At 38.8% G+C, this 24180-nt stretch carries 17 protein-coding genes; 7 read left to right on the top strand and 10 right to left on the bottom strand.

The genetic code is table 11. The features are described 5' to 3' along the window. Positions 1-77: 77 nt before the first annotated feature. The 5 genes from HME7025_RS09470 to HME7025_RS09450 are packed head-to-tail and all read left to right on the top strand — an operon-like array spanning position 78 to position 8108. The gene (locus HME7025_RS09470) at positions 78-1334 is read left to right on the top strand and encodes a Gfo/Idh/MocA family oxidoreductase (RefSeq protein ID WP_193495312.1); all 1257 of its coding nucleotides are present in this window, start codon (positions 78-80) and stop codon (positions 1332-1334) included. A 5-nt stretch (positions 1335-1339) separates the two neighbouring features. Further along, entirely contained in the window at positions 1340-4423 is a 3084-nt protein-coding gene (locus tag HME7025_RS09465) for a 3-keto-disaccharide hydrolase (protein WP_109323401.1), read from the top strand. A 31-nt stretch (positions 4424-4454) separates the two neighbouring features. Further along, entirely contained in the window at positions 4455-4940 is a 486-nt protein-coding gene (locus tag HME7025_RS09460) for a (2Fe-2S)-binding protein (protein ID WP_109323400.1), read from the top strand. Positions 4941-4942: 2 nt separating this feature from the next. Further along, positions 4943-7072, top strand: coding sequence for a xanthine dehydrogenase family protein molybdopterin-binding subunit (locus HME7025_RS09455; RefSeq protein ID WP_109323399.1), 2130 nt, complete (start codon positions 4943-4945; stop codon positions 7070-7072). Next, positions 7059-8108, top strand: a complete 1050-nt coding sequence (locus tag HME7025_RS09450; protein WP_161956231.1) for an acyltransferase — start codon at positions 7059-7061, stop codon at positions 8106-8108. Before HME7025_RS09455 ends, HME7025_RS09450 begins: the two co-directional genes overlap by 14 nt. Here the strand turns inward: HME7025_RS09450 and HME7025_RS09445 are convergent, their stop codons facing one another. The 10 genes from HME7025_RS09445 to eat all read right to left on the bottom strand — a co-directional run bounded on the left by HME7025_RS09445 (position 8109) and on the right by eat (position 20436). Continuing rightward, a complete protein-coding gene (locus HME7025_RS09445) occupies positions 8109-8789 on the bottom strand; it encodes an ABC transporter ATP-binding protein (protein WP_109323397.1) in 681 nt (226 codons plus the stop codon). Position 8790: 1 nt separating this feature from the next. Then, positions 8791-10050 carry an ABC transporter permease gene (locus tag HME7025_RS09440; protein WP_109323396.1) on the bottom strand — a complete coding sequence of 420 codons (1260 nt, stop codon included), beginning with the start codon at positions 10048-10050 and terminating at the stop codon, positions 8791-8793. Next, positions 10047-11126, bottom strand: a complete 1080-nt coding sequence (locus tag HME7025_RS09435; protein WP_109323395.1) for an efflux RND transporter periplasmic adaptor subunit — start codon at positions 11124-11126, stop codon at positions 10047-10049. The genes HME7025_RS09440 and HME7025_RS09435 overlap by 4 nt, the downstream gene beginning before the upstream one ends. Positions 11127-11217: 91 nt before the next feature. Then, positions 11218-12261 carry an NAD(P)-dependent alcohol dehydrogenase gene (locus HME7025_RS09430; RefSeq protein WP_109323394.1) on the bottom strand — a complete coding sequence of 348 codons (1044 nt, stop codon included), beginning with the start codon at positions 12259-12261 and terminating at the stop codon, positions 11218-11220. 180 nt (positions 12262-12441) lie between these two features. Continuing rightward, positions 12442-14454, bottom strand: a complete 2013-nt coding sequence (locus HME7025_RS09425; protein ID WP_109323393.1) for a beta-L-arabinofuranosidase domain-containing protein — start codon at positions 14452-14454, stop codon at positions 12442-12444. A 31-nt stretch (positions 14455-14485) separates the two neighbouring features. Further along, entirely contained in the window at positions 14486-15853 is a 1368-nt protein-coding gene (locus HME7025_RS09420) for an aldehyde dehydrogenase family protein (protein WP_109323392.1), read from the bottom strand. A gap of 2 nt (positions 15854-15855) precedes the next feature. After that, positions 15856-16569 carry a gamma-glutamyl-gamma-aminobutyrate hydrolase family protein gene (locus HME7025_RS09415; RefSeq protein WP_109323391.1) on the bottom strand — a complete coding sequence of 238 codons (714 nt, stop codon included), beginning with the start codon at positions 16567-16569 and terminating at the stop codon, positions 15856-15858. A 3-nt stretch (positions 16570-16572) separates the two neighbouring features. Next, positions 16573-17718 carry an iron-containing alcohol dehydrogenase gene (locus HME7025_RS09410; RefSeq protein ID WP_109323390.1) on the bottom strand — a complete coding sequence of 382 codons (1146 nt, stop codon included), beginning with the start codon at positions 17716-17718 and terminating at the stop codon, positions 16573-16575. A gap of 21 nt (positions 17719-17739) precedes the next feature. Continuing rightward, complete coding sequence (locus HME7025_RS09405) at positions 17740-19095, bottom strand: glutamine synthetase family protein (protein ID WP_109323389.1); 1356 nt, start codon at positions 19093-19095, stop codon at positions 17740-17742. A gap of 15 nt (positions 19096-19110) precedes the next feature. Next, positions 19111-20436, bottom strand: a complete 1326-nt coding sequence (gene eat / locus HME7025_RS09400; protein WP_109323388.1) for an ethanolamine permease — start codon at positions 20434-20436, stop codon at positions 19111-19113. Positions 20437-20759: 323 nt separating this feature from the next. Between eat and HME7025_RS09395 the strand changes: the two genes are divergently transcribed. After that, the gene (locus tag HME7025_RS09395) at positions 20760-22136 is read left to right on the top strand and encodes a 3-oxoacid CoA-transferase (protein WP_109323387.1); all 1377 of its coding nucleotides are present in this window, start codon (positions 20760-20762) and stop codon (positions 22134-22136) included. Positions 22137-22700: 564 nt separating this feature from the next. Further along, positions 22701-23906, top strand: a complete 1206-nt coding sequence (locus tag HME7025_RS09390) for a helix-turn-helix domain-containing protein (RefSeq protein ID WP_109323386.1) — start codon at positions 22701-22703, stop codon at positions 23904-23906. Positions 23907-24180: the final 274 nt, after the last annotated feature.

The raw sequence follows: 24180 nt of genomic DNA, 5'->3' as shown, positions 1-24180 counted from the left end.
ATAGATAAATCCATGACAGTAAAGTCCAAGAAAAAGCTTTTTTTTTTCTATCTTGTCCCAATAAGCTTATTTATCATATGAAAGTCTCTCGGAGAAAATTTATTGGGCAGTCCGCATTAGGATTTGCCGCATTTAGTATTGTTCCACGCCATGTATTAGGTAAGGGTTATTTAGCCCCAAGCGACCAATTAACTAAGGCCATTGTTGGTACTGGTGGAATGGGTCGTGGACATATTCCTTATGCAGGTACAAGGGTAGTAGCTCTTTGCGATGTGGACAAAAAGAATCTACAATTAGGTTTAAATGAGGTAGAGAAAGGAGTGAAATCCTTCAGTGATTACCGCGAGTTAATTCAATTACCAGAAGTGGACATCGTTCACGTAGCAACTCCTCCTCACTGGCATGGAATTATTGCTGCTGATGCTGTCAAGGCAGGTAAAGATGTGTGGTGTGAAAAGCCAATGACACGTACCATTGGTGAAGGAAAAAGATTGACAGAGGCAGTGCAACAGCATGGTCGTATCTTTCGTTTAAACACCTGGTTCCGTTTTGAAGGTAATTTTTATGGAATGAATACCACCATTAAGCCAATCAAAAAATTAGTTGATTCTGGTTTATTAGGATGGCCTTTGAAAGTAACCATCTCTAGACATACTGGTTTTGATTGGAAATTCTATTGGGTAGGTAAAACAGGCTTAACCCAACAGCCCGTTCCTGCTGAATTAGATTATGACATGTGGTTAGGACCAGCTCCATACAAACCTTATAATGTACACCGTACGCATCAGACTTTCCGTGGTTATTGGGATTATGATGGAGGTGCCTTAGGTGATATGGGTCAACATTACATTGATCCTGTTCAATATTTATTGGGTAAAGATGATACTAGCCCTATTTATGTAGAAGTGGATGCACCAGTGCAAGATGCAGATGCTGTAGGTACATTCCGTCGGATTACTTACACTTTTGCCGATGGTTGTCAAATCGTTTTAGATGGAGAAGGTAGAGATGAAAATGTTGCCTACATCGAAGGTCCAAAAGGAAAAGTATTCCGTGGATTTAAAACAGATATTCCTGACTTAGAACGTAAATTGGCAGAATTCCCTGAGCCGCCAGCTCAACAAACAGATTTTGTAGATGCCGTAAAAGGAAGAAAAACATTTGCATTAAATGATCAAAATGGTCACCGTTCTTGTACCATTGTCAATATGGGTTTAATCGCTATGCGTTTGAACAGAAACCTGAAATTTGATCCTGTAAAACAAGAATTTGTCGGAGATGAAGAGGCCAATCGTTTGATTGACCAACCAATGCGTGCACCATTTACTATGTAATAACAATGAAAAAATATACTACTTCAATACTTAATTTATTGCTGATGGCTGCCCTTTCGCAAGGGACAGTCCTAGCGCAAAAGCAGTCAGCACCTATTTCCGTTAAGACGGGAACCAATGAAGCTGATCGCGCTGCTCGCGTACAAGCGAATTTGAAAATTATTCAAGAATCTACTGATGTTAATACCCAAGCCATCGCTATGTTGGCTTTACAACCTATCGCTCGTGGGGAATCGATTTCAGTGATTATTCCATTTTTACAAAAGAATCACTTAGCAGGTCCTGCGGCTCGTTTATTGGTTAAATTGGCTCCTTTTGGTCAAGACCAAGTGGGGAAAGCTTTGTTGGCAGCTTTACAAAATGGTAACGCGGCTTATCAAAAAGATATGATTCAAGCTTTAACCGACATAAATTATAAAGCCGCTGGTTCAGCTATTGAAGCTTTATATCCATCGTCGGATCAACGTGCCAATCAATTGATTTTAAAAGCAATAGCTGCTTTAGGTTCTCCTAATGCCAATAAAATTTTAAAAGAACAAGCGACTAAAGCCAATGGTGCCTATGAACCTACACAGGCTTTAGAATCCTATTTAGCTTTTGTTAAGTCTGCTAAAGATGCCAATGGGCTTAGTTCTTTAAACGTAACTTCTTGGCCTGCTGGTTCTCAGATAAAGGTCAGTGATGTACTTTTATCTAAGTCGAAAACTCCCGTAGCTTATTTGTTAGGGGCATTTGCTAAAACTTCTAATAATGAAGTAGAGGCTTATTTGGTCAAACATCTGATGAAGCATGCTAAAGCTAGTGATGCTAGTCAGGTAGCGGCAGCTTTCTCTAAGTGGTCTGATGCCAAGAAAACATCTTTTGTTCAAGCTGCTGGAAATGCGAAAGTTGCCTGGGCTTTAGCTCAAGTGACCGTGTCTGAAACATCTAAAAATGCTGGATTAAGAACAGCTGCTTCCATAGCTCGTTTGAAAATCCAAGGTAATGCAGGCTTAGCCAAAGTTTGGGCAACAGCTGCTAATGCTGAAGTGGACGGTATTGCTGTAGGAGAAGTGGCTAGCAATTTAGCTGCGAATAGCTTTTTTGAGAAAAATGTAGCGTCCTATTCTCAGTTGAGTGCATCTCAACAAACCATTTTGTTGATTTATGCTTCTTACCGTCAATGGCCAGCTATCAAATCACATGTTTGGAATGCTGTACAATCCAATGACGCTACACGTGCTGCAGCTTATCAAGTATTATTCAGATGGGTTAGTCCTGCTGATTTTGATATCATTGCTCAAAAACTTTCTAATGCAAGTTCGGAGAGTGAAGTAAAACACTTACAAAGCTGTGTTACCCAAATTCAAAAATTGGATCCGACTGTAGCTAGCAAAGTGAATGGTTATGCGGTGAAAGCGAAAAATCAATTGAACTGGATTCCATTTGTTTCAGAAGCAGAATCATTGGTATGGTTAGGCGATTTAGTGAAAAAATCCAAGAATTTGGAAGCCATTAAAGCCTATGTGAAGAGTAATGGTAAAGCTACACAAAATGTTACTCAACAAATCTTACGTTACCGCAATGCCTTGGATTTAACCCAAGATATGGATACTCGTGCTTTGGTCTTTAGAGGTTTGGGTCGTTGCCCAAGTTTATCTGCGATGAGAACCTTGCAAATAGGTTTACAAGAGGCCAATGCTCGTTCGGTTGCAGCCGATGGTTTAGCTAATTTATTTGTGGGAAATCCAGAATTACAAAGTCAAATGACCAAGGCTTGGGTTTTAGAAGCCTTACCTTTTGTTTCTTCTGAAAATTTACGTACTTCTGCTCAAAAGGCCATTGATGCTTTAGGAAATAAAGTAGGATTTTATTCCATGTTCAATGGTAAGGATTTATCGGGTTGGAAAGGACTTGTTGAAAATCCAGTGAAACGCCGTGCCATGTCGGCTGATAGCTTAGCTATTAAGCAAGTAAAAGCGGATGAGAATATGCGTAAAGGTTGGTATGCTAAAGATGACCAATTGCATTTTACTGGTCATGGAGATAACCTTTGTTCGGTAAAAGATTACCAAGATTTTGAAATGTATGTCGATTGGAAAATCGAAAAAGATGGTGATGCTGGAATTTATTTACGCGGTGCTCCACAAGTTCAAATCTGGGATATTGCTCGTGTCAATGTAGGAGCCAATGTAGGTTCAGGTGGATTATATAACAATCAGATCAATGCCAAAAATCCATTGAAATTAGCGGATAACCCAGTAGAAGAATGGAATACATTCTACATTAAAATGGTGGGTGAGCGTGTAACGGTGTATTTGAATGGAGAACTTGTAGTAGATAATACCATTTTAGAAAACTATTGGGATCGTAAAATTCCCATTTTTGTGAAAGATGCCATTGAATTACAAGCTCATGGTAACCACATTGTTTATCGTAACATCTATGTCAAAGAATTAGAACCTCAGCCATTGCAAACACTTTCAGATGAAGAGAAAGCACAAGGATTTGAGCTGTTATTTGATGGGTCTTCTTTATTCAAATGGACAGGTAATACGACGGATTATGTACCTGAAAATGGTAATTTGGTGATTTATCCTAAGCGTGGAGGAAAAGGTAATTTGTTTACGAAAAACGAGTATGCCAACTTCCATTTTAAATTTGATTTCCAATTAACGCCTGGTGCAAATAATGGGTTGGGTATTCGTGCTCCATTAACAGGAGATGCTGCTTATGTGGGCATGGAATTACAAATCTTGGATAATACCGCTCCTGTATATGCTAATTTGCAACCATACCAATACCATGGTTCTGTATATGGAATTATTCCTGCTAAGAAAGGTTTCTTAAAGCCAGTGGGTGAATGGAATCAACAAGAAGTAATTGCTGAGGGAAATCACATCAAAGTGATTTTGAATGGAGAGGTGATTTTGGATGGAGATATTGCAGAAGCAACCAAAGGTGGAACTCCTGACCATAAAGAACATCCAGGATTATTTAATCCCAAAGGACATATTGGATTTTTAGGTCATGGAAATGAATTAAAATTCCGAAACATTCGAGTGAAAGAGCTTGTTCCAGTAGAAGCAAAATCTAAAAAACGTAAATAGAATTTCGTTTATCTTTTTAAACCAATCAACAATGGAGTCGATCGAATTACTGATTAATCGTAAAAAGGTGAAAGTGGAAGTGGATTCCAATACACCTTTGCTTTGGGTACTTAGAGATCATTTATCTCTGGTAGGAACCAAGTATGGTTGTGGTATTGCCCAATGTGGCGCTTGTACTGTCTGGTTAGATGGAGAACCCATGCGTTCTTGTGTTTTGCCTGTTTCTGCGGTGGGTAAATCGGCTGTTACGACCATTGAAGGTTTAAATGAAAAAGCGGAGCACCCAGTTCAAGTAGCTTGGGATGAATTAGATGTACCTCAATGCGGCTATTGTCAAGCAGGTCAAATTATGACTGCGGCAGCCTTATTGAAGAAAAACCCGAAACCCAGCCATGATGATATTGTGGCTGGAATGTCGGGAAATATTTGTCGCTGTGGTACTTACCACCGGATTCATAATGCGGTGAAACGTGCTTCTGAAATTGCTTCTGCATCCAACTCTTCTAAAAAGAAATAAAGATGAAAACCACAAGAAGATCATTTATTCAGAAAACAGCCCTCTTAAGTGGTGTTTTTTCCTTAGGATTTGACTGGTTCGAATCCAAGGCTAATGCTGGCATCATTCAACAGATGAATCCAGTTTTAGATGCTAATCGTTTCAATGCTTTTTTATCCATTGAAAATACCGGGAAAGTAATTTTGTATTCTCCTAATCCAGAAATTGGACAAGGTATTAAAACGGCATTTCCCATTGTTGTTGCAGAAGAACTAGATGTGGATTGGAAACAAGTGGAAGTGCGTCAAGCGAATTTAGATACACAATTATTCGAACGTCAAGTGACAGGGGGTAGTGGTGCCTTGAAACACTCGTGGGAGCGTTTACGTAAAGCTGGAGCTACTGCCAGACAGATGTTAGTTCAAGCGGCAGCTCAGCAATGGGGTGTTGATGCCAGTAGCTGTAAAACTTCCAAAGGTTTTGTTATTGGACCTAACAAAGGTCAAAAATTAGCCTATGGTGCTTTGGTGGATGCAGCTTCAAAGCTACCCGTTCCTTCAGAAGTGACCTATAAGAGTCGCTCTGATTATCAGTTGATTGGTAGTTTTGTTAAAGGAGTAGATAATTATAAAGTCCTGACTGGAAAACCACAATACGGTTTAGATACCCAGAAGTCGGGCATGGTAGTGGCTCAAATTGTCCGTCCACCTGCTTTTGGATCTACTTTAGTATCCTTTGATGCTGCGGAAGTAAAAAAGATGCCAGGAATCATAGACGTGGTTTCTTTCAAGAATAAAGTGGCTGTAGTAGGTAAATCTACTTGGGAAGTCATGCAAGCCAGAAAAAAGCTTGTTTGTTCTTATTCAGATACTAGTAATTTAGAAAGTGATAGTACGCACCAGAAATGGTTTGATGAGGGGATGAAGACCGACAAAGTAAAGGTTGAGCGTAAGGATGGTGATTTTCATGCAGCCATAGCTAAAGCAGCTAAGGTGATTGAAGCCACTTACGAGTGTCCTTTCTTATCTCATACTCCGATGGAACCCATGAACTTCTTTGCGGATGTTCGCCCTGGTTCGATCTTATTAGCAGGCCCTACTCAAGTTCCACAGTCAGCTCAAAAAGCTGTAGCTACTTTGTTAGGTGTTCCTGAAAATACCATTCAGGTAGAATTGACTAAAATGGGTGGAGGTTTTGGTCGTCGATTAAACAATGACTATGCTTTAGAAGCGGCAGAACTTTCTAGTATCATTAAAATGCCTGTTAAAGTGATGTGGACGCGTGAAGATGATATGACTGGAGGTATTTATCGTCCAGCAGTTAGATATCACTTTAAAGCGGGTTTAAATGAGAAAGGTGAGATGATTGCCTTCTACTTACGTGGAGTAGGTTTGAATGCTGGTAATAGTACTCGACAAGATAATTTCCCAGTAGGAGCCATTGATAACGTATTGATTGAATCATTCAATTATAATTCAGCGATTACTACGGGACCTTGGCGTGCACCAATTACCAATTTCTTGGCTTCGGCAGAACAATCCTTCTTGGATGAGGTAGCTGTGGCAGCTGGTAAAGATCCGATTCAAATGCGTTTAGATTGGTTGCAAAAAGTAAAAACCAATCCTGTAGGTAAGATTACCTACGAACCTGATCGCTTTATTGAAGTCATCAAACAAGTGGCTGAAAAGGCAAAATGGGGTAAGAAAGGGGCTAATGTTCATCAAGGGTTTAGTGTTTATTTTTCTCATTTATCCTATGTAGCCCAAGTAGCAGAAGCCAAAATAGTGGATGGAGAGGCCAAAGTTACCCATCTAACTGCAGTTACTGATTGCGGTGAGGTAATTAACCGTTCTGGTGCTGAAAATCAAGTGATTGGAGGTATTATTGATGGTTATGGACATGCCATGTTTAGCAAATTGAGTTTTGATAAAGGAGTTCCTCAGCAAAAGAATTTCGATACATATAAATTGATTCGTGGAAATGAAATTCCTACTGTGGAGGCTCATTTTGTGAATAATGGAATTGCACCAACAGGTTTAGGAGAACCTGCTTTACCTCCAACAGGTGGAGCAGTGGCCAATGCCTTGTTTGCAGCAACCAAGAAACGCTTGTATCGTCAACCTTTTGCAGGCCCTGATAATGCAAATCTCTAAGGCCAATGGCCCCATTATTTGGTTAACAAATTTACGTGTCATTGCGACGCTCGCAGTGATTTTGATTCACTCAGCAGCTAACTTGCTGCTGAGTTTTCATCGTGTTCCTGATGCTTTATGGTGGAATGCCAATGTCTATAATGGCTGCATGCGTTTTGCTGTGCCCATTTTTGTCATGCTAACGGGTGCCTTAGTTTTAGGAAAAGAGGAGCCTTATGGGGCGTTTGTTTCTAAATCATTTCAAAGAATCGTTGTCCCATTCTTATTTTGGAATATCTTTTTTGTGTACTTCAATTGGGCTGTTCGAATGCGAGGTAGATCATTTCATTCAGTTGAGGAATTGATTCGTTGGATAGGTCAACAATATTTTACAGGTGGTTCCTACCATTTTTGGTATGTATATATGGTCATTGGACTTTATTTATTCATTCCGATCATGAGTACTTGGATTCGGATGGCCTCAGAAAAACAGATTCAATACTTTTTAGGTATTTGGTTACTGACCATTCTTTTCAATAATCCTCATTTTCCTGTTCTAGATTCACCCGTGCCTTTGCCTTATTTTACCGGCTATTTGGGTTATTTGGTGTTGGGATATTATTTGCGACATAAAGACTTCAGTAATTTGAGTCAAATACGTTTTTGGGCAATGGCATTATTTGTTATCGGAACGGCCTGGACATTGATTGGAACCTATCAATTATCCCTACGCGATGGGAAATTTTATGGATTGCTATATGCTAACTTTTCTCCTTCTGTAGTGCTTTCTACGGCCGGATTGTTCTTGCTTTGTAAATGCTTTCCTTTTGAGATTCGTGTCTTAATTCCTTTGAGAGAATGGATTAGCTCCCATAGTTATGGGATATATTTAGTCCATATTTTGGTCTTATTTTACATCGCCAAATTGGGGATACACTATAAATTGGTACATCCAAGTTTAGGAATACCTGTGACAGCATTTAGCTGTTTGTTGATTTCTGGGGCTATTGTCTGGTTACTGAGAAAAATCCCTGGAGGCGCCAAGGTTTCAGGTTAATTACATGCGGATAATGGAGCCGTCTTGCATTTCAATGATGCGCTGCGTACGAGAAGCAAACTCATTGTCGTGCGTAACAATTAACAAAGATTGACCATAATTTTCTGCCAATTCTTTGAAAATATCGAATACGATTTCACTATTTTTTTTATCCAAATTTCCTGTGGGCTCATCTCCCATAATGATCAAAGGGTCATTGATGAGTGCTCTAGCGATAGCTACACGTTGTTTTTGTCCACCTGAAAGTTGATTCGGCTTTTTTAAAGCTTCATTTTCAATGCCAAGAATTTTCAATTTTTGATAGGCCCTTTCTCTGATTTCTTTAGGGGAATACTTGCCCAATTTTTGACCGGGTAACATCACATTTTCTAAAACAGAGAATTCATTCAATAGATAGTGAAATTGAAATACAAAGCCTATTTTTTCATTGCGAACAACGGCCAATTCCCCTTCATCTTTTCCTTGCATGGATACTTCATCGATGATGAGATTACCCTCATAATCGGTATCCATCGTGGAAAGAATGTACAATAAGGTGGATTTTCCACAACCTGATTTGCCTATCACCGAGACAAACTCGCCTTTATTCAGACTAAAGGATATATTCTTAAGTACCGGTATTGTTACTGGATCATGAAAGCTTTTACTGATACCCTGTGCTTCTAAAATGATTTGGCTCATACTACTTTCCTCTAATGATGATAACAGGGTCTATTTTGCTCGCTTTCCGGGAAGGGAAGTAGCCTGCTAGATAAGTGGTAATGATGGCAAATGTAGACCCAATCAGATAATATCTTGGATTATAGTTGATGGGGTAGGTTTTTACTGTAGGCAAGGAACTAGTGTTGAAAGGTATTTGATCGATGATCGCAGATAAACCAAATCCGCCTAATAAGCCTAAAATGCCTCCAAAGACTCCTATGCTCAAGGCAATTAAAATAAAAATACGATTGACATCTTTCCCAGAAAATCCAATGGCTTTCAAAATAGCAATAGAATCCATTTTTTCATAAATCATCATATTGAGGATATTGTAAATTCCAAAACCAGCTACAATCAATAAGGTAACTCCCACGGCATAGGAAATTAGGCTTCTGACAGAACTACCCGTTTCAAATTGGGAGTTGGCAGTTTGTATATCAATGGCCTGAATTTCATAAATTCTTTGGTATTCTTTTGCCACATTAGGTGCTAAAAGAATGTCATTTAATTTTACTTGTAAGTCGGTAATGTAATTATTGGATTCACCCAATAATTTCTGTGTCGTTGATATGGAAGCATAGCTTTGTACATTGTCTATATCTTGTAAACCTGATTGAAAAAAACCAACCACTTTCAGCGAAAGGCGTTCTCCTTTACTCGAGGTGACTTGTACCACATCTCCAATTTGAGCCAACATCTTTTCTGCCGCTCCTTTGCCCAGAATGATACTATTGGGGATATTTTTGAGATCCATATAATTTCCTTCAGTTACGTAATCGTTGAAGAAAAAGAGTTTGTTTTCAGCTTCAGGATCTATGCCATTGATGACCCCTGTAATTTCAATAACTCCCACATTATAAAATACTTGAGCCGTAACTTTGGGTGCCACACCAAGAACTCGAGAATCAGACTTTAAATTTTTAATGATGGCTGCGCTATTTTGAATCTCTAATCTTTCCGATTTGGGTTTGATGGAACGAATGAAGTTGTATTGCTTCGTTTTTTTAGATTGAAGATCTATTGGTTGAAAATCAGAAGCTTTCATTTCTTTGTATAACCTTACATGAGGTGTTCGGTTTAAAATGAGGCCATCCAATAAATCATTTAAGCCCGACATAAAGCTTAATAAGGTGATGAACATAGTGATACTGAAAGTAACACCAATGGCGGCCACCAAAGTTTGTCTCCAACGGGCTAAAAGTAGAGATACGGCAATATTTTGAATTAATTTAAAATTCATTTACCGGGCATTTTGATTTCATCCTTGGCATTTAGCCCTTGAATAATTTCCACTTTTTTAAAATCCTTTAAACCTGTTTTTACGACGATCGTATCTCCTGAAGCTTTAATGACCAAACTATCTTTGACTAAATAATTTCTAGGAATTAACAAGGTTTTTTCTTTTTTGAATAGGATGATATTAGCTTCAAACGTGACATTAGGAAACAAGGTGGCCGGTTTTTGATTGAATTTGGCTTCTACTAAAAACGTCTTGCTTCTCTCATTCATGATGGGATATATCTTAGTTACTGTGGCATCAAATACCTGTCCTTTGTAGGCGTCAAGTGTCAATAGTACGGGCAAACCTACCTTGACTCTGAAAATATCATCTTCATCAACTTGCATCTCTAAAATGAAATGCGAGGGATTCCCAACAATAGCCAAAGGTGTTTGAGGGCTGACAATTTCCCCTTTCAATTTTAGCAAATCATACACGATACCATTTACTTTACTTCTCACGGTAAAGTCTGCACTTAGTTGTTTTGAAATAGAAAGGTTTTTGATGGATTGATTGGCATTGAATTGAATTTGACGTTTCAAATCCTTTAATTTCAATATAGAGGACAAATATGTGGCTTTAGAGTTTTCGTAAGCTAGTTCTCTTTGTTCTAATTCTACTTGAGTCCCAATTTGTTGTTTCCATAAGGTCCTTTGGCGCACTAATAGAGTAGAATCTGTTTTCCATTTATTCTTGGCTAAATCAACGAATAATTGGGCGTCATTGATCTTGGTTTGGTTGTTTGATGCATCAGCAAAGTTAGCTGCCAAAGCTGCATTTTCTTGATTCAATTGCTGAGCTACATGAGAAATAGATAGGATAGGATCTCCTATTTTGACACTGTCACCTTCTTGAACAAAGAGTTGATCTACGATACCACTTACTGGTGCAAAGGCCTGATATTGGTCTAGGCTTTTCAATGTACCAGAGGCATAAACAGACTCGGAAATAGGCCCTTCACTCGGAAAGGTAGTTTCTTCTTTTTTGTTACAAGCACTCAAACTTAGTAGTAAGAGCGATAAATAAATCCATTTCATGTTACAATTTACTAAATAGTTGTTGGTTATTTATATGAGAATTATCATAAAAAAGAGCTTAGGTAGCTAAGCTCTTTTTTTAAATGATATCTCAAATTGTCTTCATATCAATGACAAATCGATACTTAACATCGGATTTGATGATTCGCTCGTAAGCCTCATTGATTTGATTCATGGGAATCAATTCAATATCAGATAGAATATTGTGTTCTGCACAGTAATTCAGCATTTCCTGGGTCTCAGCAATTCCACCAATGTTGGATCCTATGATACTTCTTCTTTTGGAAATCAAGCTGGCTGCAGCAATTCGATGATCCTCAGGAGGAATACCTACAATCAGCATTTTACCCTCTAATTTCAAGAGGTTAAGAAATGCATTCATGTCGTGATGTGCTGCTACTGTATTTAAAATAAAGTCAAATTGATTACTTAATTTTTTCATTTGTTCTTTATCGATCGACAAAACAAAATGGTGTGCCCCGAGTCTTTTAGCATCAGCTTCTTTGGAAGGGGAAGTACTTAACATAGTCACTTCTGCACCCATGGCAACAGCAAATTTTACCCCCATATGTCCTAATCCACCTAAACCTAACACTGCCACCTTATGCCCTTTGCCTACTCCTGCAAACTTAAGCGGGGAATAGGTTGTGATTCCAGCACAAAGTAAAGGTGCCACTTGGTCTAAGTGATCGGTAAATGGGATATGTAAGGTGTATTTTTCATCAACAACAATGTTGGAAGAATAGCCTCCGAAAGTGGGAGTCTTCCCATCTCTTTCGTAGCCATTGTAGGTAGGAGTGAAGTTATTATCACAATATTGTTCTTGACCACCTTGGCAAGATGGGCATGTGCGACAAGAGTCTACAAAAACTCCCACACCAGCTGTTTGTCCCACCTTAAATTGGGTCACTGCTGAACCTACAGCTTTGACGATTCCTACAATTTCATGTCCTGGGACAATCGGGTAGACGGATGGTCCCCATTCTGAGCGAGCCATGTGGATATCAGAATGGCAAACGCCACAGTATAAAATGTCAATAGAGACGTCATGCGCACCTAAATCTCTACGTTCAATCGGCATAGGAGCTATCGCCGAATCTTTATTAATGGCACCGTAACTTTTTACTGAATTCATGGGAGTATTTGTTTTAAAGGGGTAATTTCAATTTATTAACCTGTCCAAAACTAAATTGTTTTCATACGGTAGAAATATGAATCAATAGAAATAGATTGGCGTGTTAAAGGTCGACAAAACTAGAAGAAAAAAATAGCATGTTTATCCTGATTTTTACATCATTTTGGGAATCATTTCCACTTATTTTACAACAGGAAAGGCGACTATACGTAAACGAGTAAATCCAAAGGGAATTAAGATAATCTTCTCAATTTTTTCTTCTGCCGGTCCCAAATAATCTCCATTTCGTGTGGTAACTGGTTGATATGCAACCCCAGCATGGCTTTTCCAATCAGGTAGTTTTTTGCCTTCCAACACGATTTCCAAAGGAGCACTTTCTTGGTTCCAAAGGAAGTTGCCAGGGAAAGACTTCTTAATTAATTGGGCATTTTCGGCAGGTTTATCCACGAACTTCTTTAACACAGCAAAATTCCAGTCACTTTTTGGTAGTATTTCAAAGTACTCACCTTCTTGGGGATGAACATTTTTTTGAAAGTCTTCTTGAATTTTAAGGGCAAAGATGAGTGGGCCGTATTCAACAGAACGGGAGTTTTTGCCCCAGTTTTGAGTCCGGATTTTGGTAGGAAATTGCAAAGTGATTTGATCTCCTCGATTCCATTCTCGAGTGATTTTAGCAATTTTACCTCCCTTTTCTCTTTGTAATTCTTTCCCGTTTAGGCATATAATTGCCTCTTCACACCAAGATGGAATTCTAAATTCCAAAGGGAAAGATTGCTTTTTTTCAGGATTAATGTTGAATTGGATTTGATCCTCAAACGGATAATTGGTCTTTTCTTCAATTTGTACTTTCACCCCTGAGGCTAAAGACGATTCCAGTTTATTGGGTCCATACACCAAAGCTGCAAAACCACCTTCTGTAGTTTTATACCAAAGGTGCGACATGTATTTGGGCCATGCTTGGTGCATGTTGGCGGTACAGCATGTATATCCGCTATATGGGCCGTAGACATTGTTCATGCCTCTCCAAAATGGTAACGAAAAGCTATATACGCCTCTTTTTACTTCCACTTGATTAGCCATGCCAAAGTACTGTTTCCCATTAAAATCTTCGGTGATTTGGGCTGGTAAAGCATTGAATGTCATGCGTTCCAGGGCATCCATGTATTCCGTATCTCCAGTAATAGAAATGATTTGTTCTAGAGAAAACATCGTTTCCGTAGTGGCACATAATTCTGTTCCTTGAATGGGGTCATTCCCATGTAAATCTTCATCTCCAGAAAACATACCATGTGGCAATCCATGCAATGTCATTAAATCACGAAAACCCGTTTTTAAGGCCTGTAAATAATGCGGGTCTTTTTTCGATTGTGAATATATGGCGGGCAATTTGATTCCCATACCAACATTGACAGCATGCCGGTCCATCCAGTGCTGGTCGTTTTGTTGATATGCTGCCTGAATAGCCCAATCCCTGTTTCCTAATAGATCCGTCCAATTGGTCGTTTGTGAATAGATTAAATCGCCTAATTCCAATAGAAACGGCGCTTTGGTTTGTCGGTATAGCCAATAAACCACCATCAGGTTATCTCCACCTCTCGACTGCGCCCATTCAGTATATTTGACCAAAGGCGTATTTTTTAAATTCTTAAGTTGGAATTGAAAATACTTTGTCATAAATGGAATGACACGCGGATCATGACTTACTTGATAATACTGTTGCAATATTTTCAACATGATCATTCTTGGCCACCAATCCGCTGCTTGATCTCCAGTTTCGGCCATTTTCCCTGTTTCTTTCTCGTATTTGCTATATGGACCAAAGAAGCCAGATGGACGCTGATGCGCTAAGGTCCAGTTGACATAATTCAATACTTTTTTAATTAAGGCAGAATCACCACTTAAATAGGCTGCTGGTAAGGCACCATCCAACCAATAAGGTGTTTCTTCCCAATCATCCCCTTTGCCTCCTAACCAACCATTATCTGTTTTAATCTTCTTGTGATTTTCATCCAAATGCCCTGTGGAGTTTTTAACCATGACATCCACTTGTTGTTTCAACCAACCTGTTGGATGAATTTGACCCAAGGGAATCTCTTCATAAGCCAAAGGATTAAGGCGAGAATTCTGAGCCAACAATGGGCCTTGTACGCAACTACATACAAGTAGGCTAGCGAATAACAGGAAGGTTTTCATCGTTCAAAGGTTTTGTAGGTCAAAAGCCTTATTAGGGCTGTCGCAAATGATAACTTTTAGTTTTGGTAAATGCTCGAATTCCTTGATGCGATAGGGTAGCACCAAAGCCCGAATGTTTGCGGCCACTCCACGGTAAGGCTGCACTTACGCGGTCGCAGCAATTCCAATAGGCAGTACCTGAATCCATTTGAGCTAAAATCTGATTTGCTCTATTCTCATTGACACTGTATACCGATGAGGTAAGTCCATAAGCGGTATCTTTCATCAAAGCAATGGCTTCTACATCATCTTTCACTTTTTGTATGCCAATGATAGGACCAAAGGATTCTTCTTTCATCACATCCATTTGGTGATTGACATTCACTAAAACGGTTGGTTCAAAATAATAACCTGTGCCAGCCACTGCTTTTCCTCCAGTCAATACACTTGCACCTAAATCTAAGGCTTGCTTTACTTGTTGTTCCAAAACAGATATTTGTGCTTTTCTGGAAAGAGGGCCTAGATAAACGCCATCTTCTGTAGGAGCACCCATTTTCCAAGATTTTACTTCTTTGACAAATTCAGCCACGTAAGCATCGTAAACCTTTTCATGTACGTAGATTCGTTCTACAGAGCAACAGCTTTGCCCATTATTATAAAAAGCACCATCGGCAGTTCCTGCTGCAATTCCTGCGATGTCTTGAACTTCATCAGTAATGTATAATGGATCTTTACCTCCTAATTCGCATTGAACTGGAACCATTTTAGGGGCCACCTTAGTATATATTTTTTGGCCAGTTTGATAAGAACCTGTGAAATAATAACCATTAAAAGGCATCTCTAATAGGTTAGCCCCTACCGAACCAGCCCCAATGGCGATTTGGAATACATCTACAGGAACCCCAGCTAGATGGAAATATTTCGCAATCGACAAACCCGTCAAACTCGCATATTCTGATGGTTTATACATCACGGCATTTCCCGCTAAAAGTGCGGGAACAAATACATTGGTGCCTACTAAATAGGGATAATTCCATGCGGAGATATTGCAAATAACACCTAGTGGTTCATAGACTATTTTTTCTTGCATGCCTGAGCCGTCCGACATGATTTCTTCTTTCAGATAGGTCGTTGCATTTTCACAAAGCCATTGGATTCGGGCTCTGGCACCATTGATTTCGTTGCGCGATTGTTGAAGGGGTTTTCCCACTTCTGAACTTAAAATAGAGGCTAATTCTTCCCGATTTTCTTCTAAAAGGGCTGCAAATTTTAATACGATTTCTATTCGCTCGGATAATGGTTTGGCTGCCCAAGTAATTTGACCTTGTTGTAATTGGGTCAATTTTTGTTGTAAAGTAGTTGCGTTATCTTCGGTTAATTCCTGAATAACTTGTTCGGTGGCGGGGTTAATAACTTGCATAATTATGTTGAATGTATAATCGAGGCTAAAAATGATTGTTTGATATTTTCGGAAAAAGGACTTTTCTCCTTTTCCTCCATGCGTTCTGGATGCCATTGCACGCAGAGCATAAAAGCTTGATCTTGTTTATTTTGGTATTCCAAAGCCTCAGGGCTATGGGTTTCTGGCGACCAAGCAGAAATGAATAGATTATGACCTAGTTGTTTAGGATCTATTGCCTGATGGTGGGCCGAGTTAACTACTCCTGAGCTTTGCTGACTAATAGAGGCCAAAAAACTCCCTTCGCTAACTTCTATACGGTGCTTTCGGTCGATATTACCTGCTTTTTTATGAATCAAATTATCCGCTTCTCCCAAGTCTTGAATGAGTTTTCCTCCTTCTACTACTTGAACTAATTGCATGCCTCGGCAAATACCTAATAATGGTTTTCGGTTTTGTTTGGCAAATAAATAGATGGAAGCTTCAAAATGATCTCGATCGCTTTCGAATTCTTCTGGTTTATGTGGATACACAGAAGCACCTTGGTAAAGCGCGGTATCGATATCGCAACCACCACTGAGGACAAATCCATCACAAGATTCTAGATCAGCCTCCGTGCTATTTTCGGCTTTCAGTTCTAGTAATTCCACTTTCCCCGCAGACACTTCTGGATCAAACCATCGGAGGTAATTTTGGAAATTGGTACTACTAAAACTGATGCCCAAACGGATTTTCATAACTTATAAAGCTTCTAAATATAGGTTTTTGAAATCTTCTCTACTAACTGGTTTTGGGTTGTTAGGATGTGCAAAGTCGGCAATAGCTAAATCAGCTAAGGTTTCCACATGCTCTTCTTTAACACCCACTTCACGTAGTTTATGAGGGATTCCTATTCGATTATTTAAGTCAAATAAGAAATTCACTACACCTTCTCCACTTTCATCTTTGATCTCTAATGTACGAGCGATGCGGCGGAATTTTTCCTCAAAACCTGCGATGTTAAATTTCATACCATATGGTAGATTGACCGCATTGGCTAATCCATGATGCGTATCTAATAAAGACGACATCGGATGAGCGAGGGAATGAACGACACCCAGGCCTTTTTGGAAGGCTACAGCCCCCATTAAAGAAGCAATGAGCATATTGCTTTTGGATTCAATATCCGGGTTTTTGACTGCCTTTTCCATGGATTTAGCAATCAAGGAGATTCCTTCTAATGCGATTCCCTCGCAAAGCGGATGCGACATTTTAGCAACATAAGCTTCCAAATTATGCGTCAAGGCATCCATACCAGTAGCTGCAGTTACGGCTGGTGGCAAATCCATGGTTAACATAGGATCAGCAAAGATGGTTTTAGCTAGTAATTTGGGAGAAAAAAGTATCTTTTTTTGATGCGTAACATCATCTGCAATGATGGCACTACGACCCACTTCTGAACCTGTTCCAGCAGTGGTTGGTATCGTGATAAAGTGAGGAATGTCATTGGTGACATAAATATCTCCTCCAATCAAATCGTCGTATTTAAATAAATCTTCCCGGTGATTGACGCGCAACACCATGGCTCTCGCCACGTCCATAGCCGCTCCGCCACCGATTCCGATGATAGAATCTCTTTGGTTGGCATCATAGGAATCTACACCTAAGTAAACGTCGGATTTTACTGGATTTTTATGAATTTGAGAAAAGACCTCAACCGAGATGTTTTTCTTTTCAAGCGATTGAATAAAGGATTTAAAAAAATCCAAACTTGCAACAACGGGGTCTGTAACCACCAAAGGCTTTTTGAGATCATTTTTTATTAAATAATCGGCTACTTCGTTGATGGCTCCTGCACCAAAGCGGATGGTTGTCGGAAAATTATACTGTAAAATGGATGAAGACATGTGTTTAAAATATAGGCTTGATTAAATGATTTCAAAATAACGTTTGTATTCCCAGTCGGTCACCGACTTTAAATGCTGTTGCCATTCCCAGGTTCTGGTCATGGTAAAGTGCTCCACAAATTCCTGACCAAAAATCTCGTTGGCTACGGCCGATTGCTGCATGTTTTTGGTGGCATCAATCAAGGTATGAGGAATACTTCCATGGGAATAATCTAAATATCCATTTCCAGTAGTAGGATCTTGCAGGTCTAGTTCATGTTTAATGCCATAAAGTCCAGCACCTAGGCAGGCAGCAATTGCTAAATATGGATTGACGTCAGCTCCAATGACACGGGTTTCTATACGGGCCGAGCTTGCACCAGCGCTTAACACACGTAAAGCTACGGTTCGGTTATCTAGTCCCCACGTTCGCGTGGTAGGGGCCCAGGCGCCTTCCACTAATCTTTTATAGCTATTGATGGTTGGGGCAAACATGGGTAAAATATGGGGTAAACAATGAAGGATACCTGCCAAATAGTGTTTGGCCGTTTTACTTAAATGGTAGGGATCTTGAGCATCGTAAAAAAGGTTGGTCTTGCCATCAGCGTCCCAAAGACTTTGATGCACATGACCACCGCATCCTGGTAAATTTTCATCTATTTTGGCCATAAAAGTAGCCATGATTTGATGTTTATAGGCGATCTCTTTTACGGCAGTTTTAAATAAAACAGCTCTATCAGCCGCTTCTAAGGCACCCGAATGGGCAATAGCCGCTTCATAAGTGCCTGGCCCAGTTTCAGTATGTAATCCTTCAATGGGTACATTGAAAGCTTTAAGTTGTTCGAATAAATCGTTGAAAAAGGGATTATTCAAGGTTGTTCTCAACACGGAATACCCAAACATTCCTGGGCTTAAAGGCTTCAGGTTTTTGTACTGCTTATCTTGGGCAGAATCAGGTGTTTCTGCAAAATTAAACCACTCGAATTCTTGGGCAAAAATCGGTGTAAAATGTAGGGCCTGAGCCTCTGAGATAATCTTTTTAAGTAATTGTCGGGGACAAACAGAAGATGCTGTTCCATCTTGTTCCAGAAATTCACCTAGTACAAAAGGAAGGTTGTTTTCCCAAGGTATTTGTCGGAAAGTACTTAAGTCCAATTGAGCAGGAGTATCTGGGAAACCTGTATGCCAGCCTGTTTTTTTACCTTGGCTATACAATACATCCGCAGCATCCCAGCCAAAAACGACATCACAGAATGTAGTTCCCTTTTCAAGAATGGATAAGAATTTCTCAGTGGAAATGTATTTGCCACGTAGAATACCATCGATATCCGTGAAAGCAATTTTTACTTTCGAGGTAGGATGGCTAGATAAATAGTTTTTTAATTCGGTAGAGGTCATTTTCTAAATTGAAAATTAGGGTTTATGGGTCAATTTAGGGCCAAAAAATCGATAAATGATACTGGTGCCTAGTAAAATAAGGAAATATATGCCTGCTTGAACAGGATTGTAATACATCATGGAAATCATGGATATGGCTGCTATGATCAACGCAATCCATGGAAAGTAGGGGAAAAAAGGTGTTTTAAATGGTCGTTCTAGATCTGGCTCGTTACGTCTAAGAGCTAATATAGATACCATGGAGATAAGGTAAAGTGTTAAGGCTCCAAATACAGAAATAGTAATAATTTCTGCGGTTTTACCAGTTAAAAGTGCCATAATTCCCAAAGTCATGTTGATGAACAAGGCATTAGTAGGAGTTTGAAATTTGGAATGAACTCGACCAAGAAAAGGAGGAGCAGCTTTGACTTTGCCCAATTCATAAGTAGACCGACCTGCCGCTAAAATGATGCCATTGAAGGAGGCAATCAAGCCAAATAATCCTACAGAAATCAATAAATGATACAACAGATTACTGTCGCCTACTACGTGCTTTAAAGCTAAAGGAAGTGGAGAGTCGGATAAGGATCCATCCGCTTGGTAGACAATGGATTCCCATCCATTGACACCAATGGAACTAAAAAAGGTTAACATACAAAGAAGGACGAGGGTCAGAATCGCTGATCCAAAACCAATTAAGATCGTTTTTTGTGGATTGATTGCTTCTTCAGCCACATTGGCAACTCCTTCGATTCCTAGAAAAAACCAAATAGCAAATGGGATGGCTGCAAAAAATCCTGACCAACCATGGGGTAGGGGATTACTCTGTAAATGTTTTAGTTCAAAAGCAGGTAATGTTATCCCCGCGAAAAGTAATAGTTCTCCTACAGCCAGAATGGTGATCGTCAATTCAAAAATAGCGGCAGCTTTGACACCATAGGCATTGAGTGCCGTAAATAAAAAATAGGAGGCAATGGCAATACTGATGATCGGAATTTGGGGAAAGAATAAATTGAAATATGCCCCAATGGCAAAGGCAATAGCTGGTGGAGCAAAGATGAATTCAATGGTTTGAGCCATTCCAGCCACAAATCCCCAAGTAGGCCCTAAAGCTCTTCCGGCATAGTCAAATCCTCCACCAGCTTTAGGAATAGCACAAGCTAATTCAGTGTAAGAAAATGTAAATGTGGTATATAATAGAATGATTAATAGGGTAGCTAGTCCAAGACCAAGCGTACCTCCTTTTTCTAATCCAAGATTCCATCCGAAATACATGCCGGATATGACGTATCCGACACCTAGTCCCCACAGCATTAGTGGGCTTAAGGTTCTTTTTAATCCAGGTTCCTTTTCTGGGTTCATTTTATAGGTTTTAGAGGCAATAGGTTATAAGACTTTAAATTAGAAAAATATGTCCAAAGCTCAAAATGCTAATATGCTTCTATGTTGAGTATTCGGCCATTTTATTATCAATTTATTGGACAATTATTGTGAAAGGAAAATCGTTTCACGCAGAAACGTTTAACGCTGTCAAGGTTCGAAACCTTGCCAGCGTTGGCGGCGTGAAGTGATTTTTAGATTAAAAAAACCTGATCAATATCTCTATATAAATGTATCGATGCTAGATTTTTTCATTTTTATCATAAGTTTAATTCTTTAGTATTGTAGCTATAAATCAGGTTGATATGAAGAATAAAGTGTTTATAGATGCACAAGCGGCATTGTTTGATGTTTCATCGGGTGCAACAATTATGGTGGGAGGGTTTGGGCTTGCGGGTATTCCAGAAAATGCCATATCTGAGTTGAGGAAGAAGGGGGTCAAGGGCTTGACTTGTATATCGAATGAGGCGGGAGTCGATGATTTTGGTTTAGGAATTTTATTAAAAAATAGACAAATAAAATGCATGATTTCTTCCTTTATTGGGGAAAATGATGTGTTTGAAGAACAGCTTTTATCAGGTGAATTAGAAGTAAAATTGGTTCCCCAAGGAACCTTAGCGGAACGTATTCGAGCAGCGGGGGCTGGAATTCCGGCATTTTTTACTCCTGCAGGTGTTGGGACCGAGGTGGCTCAAGGTAAAGAGGTACGGACTTTCAAAGGGAAAGAGTATATCATGGAAGAGGCATTGTTTGCTGATTATGCATTCGTAAAAGCTCAAAAAGGAGATTTGGAAGGTAATTTGGTCTTTCATGGCACTGCTAGAAATTTCAACCCGATGATGGCACAGGCTGGCAAAATCACCATTGCTGAAGTGGAGGAATTAGTGCCTATAGGTTCTCTGAATCCCGATGAGATACACGTTCCAGGTATTTATGTTCAGCGAATTTATCAAGGGAAAAATTATCAAAAAAGAATAGAACATCGTACCACGACAAAGGATTTAGCTCATTTATCTGTGCTAGATTCTCAAAAAGAGATTATAGCCAAGCGTTTGGCATTAGAAATTAAGGATGGTGACTATGTTAATTTGGGGATAGGTATCCCAACCATGGTGGCCAATTACATTCCTAAAGGGATGCGTGTCGTTTTACAATCTGAAAACGGCTTGCTGGGTATTGGTCCATTTCCTGAGGAAGATCACGTAGATCCTGAATTGATTAATGCGGGCAAGCAAACCATATCGATGATTCCTGGGGCATCCTTATTTAGTTCGGTGGATAGTTTTGCTATGATTCGTGGAGCACATATTGATGTAACCATATTGGGAGGAATGGAAGTGTCTCAAAATGGAGATTTGGCTAATTGGAAAATACCCGGTAAGCAAGTAAAGGGGATGGGGGGAGCAATGGATTTAGTGGCTTCTGCACCCAATATTATTGTAGCCATGTTACATCAAAATAAAAATGGCCAATCTAAATTGTTGAAAACCTGTGATTTGCCTTTGACAGGCAAGTCTTGTGTTCGTCGAGTGGTAACCGATTTGGCGGTAATTGATATTTTACCTGAGGGCGGATTTTTATTGGTGGAACGCGCGCCCGGTGTAAGTATTGAACAAATTCAAGCGGCTACAGCTGCCGATTTAGTCATTCGTGGTGAGGTGGAGGAAATGAAGTTGGATTAGTTGACCGATTATTTATTAATTAAATAGTAAGACAATTATTTAATTGATAATTATTTATCCCTAAGTACTGTACTTTTTTATCGAAATTTCATTCGCCTGAGATTTTAGTATTCCCATGCCATCCTTAGAAAGTTTTCAAATACGCGATTCTCATGGCTTTGCGATTTTAGGGATAATTCCATTTTTCTAGATGTAAAAGTATTGGATTGGTCAATTTGATATGACATATATTCTCCATGGTGGAGAGTGTACATCTTCCTATTTTGTAATTAAAGAAGTGTGTGTTGGATCCTATTTTTGTTCAAATTTGACTAATTTGGTGTAAACAAAAGTTTAAATTATTTTTTTATTTTTTTGTGAGAACAATGGTATAAGTATTAATAGTTATATCATTTATTAGTTATGTTATATATTTAAGTATTAAATTACAAATTGAGAACAAATTTTAATGATAAAGTTCTTGTATTTAAAATTTTTCGTTCTACATTTGTTTCATAGTCTTTCATACAGACTGTTCCGTGTTCTAAAAAAATATTTAAACTGTTCCGTGTTCTATAATTTTTCATGATACTAAATCTCTCTTTTTTAGGATTGGTCGTTGCGCTTCTGCTCTACATATACAGGGAGGGCAGGGCTTATGCCAAGATTCTTTTGGCTATTTTTTATTTCTTAACAAGTATTTTTGGAATTGTGCATGATGTAACGAATACACCACGCTCAGAATTCATGATTTCCTTGTTTGCGGTCAATTTTAGCCCTTTATATTTCTTAATGGGGCCTGTGTTCTTCTTATTTGTTAAAGTAATTATTGGTAGAGAAAGATTGGTTCAAAAAGATTGGTTGCATGCAGGTGTAGCTGGGATTTTTTTGATTAATATTTTACCTCATTTATTCTCATCATTTGACGATAAGCTTATTTTGGCGCACAAAATTGTAGAGCATTCTGAAGCTCTATATGAGGCCAAATACCTGTTTATGCCAACTTTAGTTCAATCAACGATTAGACCTATTTTTACGATTGGGTATTTTCTTTACACAGGTTATTATTTGATTAAGCGTTGCCGAATCAAGAATTATTTTGTGACGCACAAGGTTAGCATTCTTTGGATTGGCTTAATCATTATCCTGTATATTTTATTGAATTCAGCTTCTTTATTGGTGCTTCTGAATAATTTTGAGATTCAAAAAACGCATCAAAATTGGTTGAGTCCAACGATGCTTCAGATTTGTTTTGATGTCAAATATTGGGTTTATTCATTGCAAAATCTATCAATTTTATTCATTCCTTACGTATTATTTAGTCCTCAATACAAGAAGAAAAAGCATACAAGCTCTCGAGCACAAGGTGATTTGGTTTTATCGACCTTTGCGCCACCAGTTAAGCGTGTTGTAACTTCAACAGCCTACGAGGTTCCATATTTTCGCTTGGAAGAAATCGGGCATCAAATCGCCAAATACTGTGTTGATGAGCCTTATTTAAGAAGTCGGTTTTCTTTGTCTATGATTGCAGAAGACACTAAAATACCGTATTATCAATTGTCATATTATTTTAACAATCACTTAGGAGTAAGTTTCAATGATTGGAAAAATGAGTTGAGAGTTAAGCATATCATTACTTTAATTCAATCCGGTAAAGCTCAGCAAAATACCTTAGAAGCTTTAGCTCATTCTTCAGGTTTTTTATCTAGATCTAACTTTGTTAAAGCGTTCAAATACAATACTGGTAAGACGCCATCGGAGTATTTGAAGGATATGAAGAGCGGAATTTAAAATAAAGAACAAATGAGTGTGTTTTTTGTAAGTTCAGCTCAAATATTATAAGTAACTTTATTGGAGTTATTTACTGTTTAGTATTAGTGTTTTATTCATCAAGCCTATACCGAATTATATCAGAATAAGAATATAGGAAAGTCTTAATCTGGTGTGTTTGTGTTCTATTATTAAATTTATGCAACAAAGAATTACAAAAATTCTTTTTCTACTTTGTTCCGGAAAAAATTCATTAAGGGGTAAATCTGCCCTTGTGGCCTTTTTGGGCCTATTT

Origin of the sequence: Aquirufa nivalisilvae (genome assembly GCF_003143535.1) — a bacterium.
Taxonomy (GTDB): domain Bacteria; phylum Bacteroidota; class Bacteroidia; order Cytophagales; family Spirosomataceae; genus Aquirufa; species Aquirufa nivalisilvae.
This window is presented reverse-complemented; position numbering and strand designations above follow the sequence as displayed.

Coding starts and splice junctions, on each gene's coding strand:
- HME7025_RS09470 (WP_193495312.1), top strand. CDS start 78: ATGAAAGTCTCTCGGAGAAAATTTATTGGGCAGTCCGCATTAGGATTT.
- HME7025_RS09465 (WP_109323401.1), top strand. CDS start 1,340: ATGAAAAAATATACTACTTCAATACTTAATTTATTGCTGATGGCTGCC.
- HME7025_RS09460 (WP_109323400.1), top strand. CDS start 4,455: ATGGAGTCGATCGAATTACTGATTAATCGTAAAAAGGTGAAAGTGGAA.
- HME7025_RS09455 (WP_109323399.1), top strand. CDS start 4,943: ATGAAAACCACAAGAAGATCATTTATTCAGAAAACAGCCCTCTTAAGT.
- HME7025_RS09450 (WP_161956231.1), top strand. CDS start 7,059: ATGCAAATCTCTAAGGCCAATGGCCCCATTATTTGGTTAACAAATTTA.
- HME7025_RS09445 (WP_109323397.1), bottom strand. CDS start 8,789: ATGAGCCAAATCATTTTAGAAGCACAGGGTATCAGTAAAAGCTTTCAT.
- HME7025_RS09440 (WP_109323396.1), bottom strand. CDS start 10,050: ATGAATTTTAAATTAATTCAAAATATTGCCGTATCTCTACTTTTAGCC.
- HME7025_RS09435 (WP_109323395.1), bottom strand. CDS start 11,126: ATGAAATGGATTTATTTATCGCTCTTACTACTAAGTTTGAGTGCTTGT.
- HME7025_RS09430 (WP_109323394.1), bottom strand. CDS start 12,261: ATGAATTCAGTAAAAAGTTACGGTGCCATTAATAAAGATTCGGCGATA.
- HME7025_RS09425 (WP_109323393.1), bottom strand. CDS start 14,454: ATGAAAACCTTCCTGTTATTCGCTAGCCTACTTGTATGTAGTTGCGTA.
- HME7025_RS09420 (WP_109323392.1), bottom strand. CDS start 15,853: ATGCAAGTTATTAACCCCGCCACCGAACAAGTTATTCAGGAATTAACC.
- HME7025_RS09415 (WP_109323391.1), bottom strand. CDS start 16,569: ATGAAAATCCGTTTGGGCATCAGTTTTAGTAGTACCAATTTCCAAAAT.
- HME7025_RS09410 (WP_109323390.1), bottom strand. CDS start 17,718: ATGTCTTCATCCATTTTACAGTATAATTTTCCGACAACCATCCGCTTT.
- HME7025_RS09405 (WP_109323389.1), bottom strand. CDS start 19,095: ATGACCTCTACCGAATTAAAAAACTATTTATCTAGCCATCCTACCTCG.
- eat (WP_109323388.1), bottom strand. CDS start 20,436: ATGAACCCAGAAAAGGAACCTGGATTAAAAAGAACCTTAAGCCCACTA.
- HME7025_RS09395 (WP_109323387.1), top strand. CDS start 20,760: ATGAAGAATAAAGTGTTTATAGATGCACAAGCGGCATTGTTTGATGTT.
- HME7025_RS09390 (WP_109323386.1), top strand. CDS start 22,701: ATGATACTAAATCTCTCTTTTTTAGGATTGGTCGTTGCGCTTCTGCTC.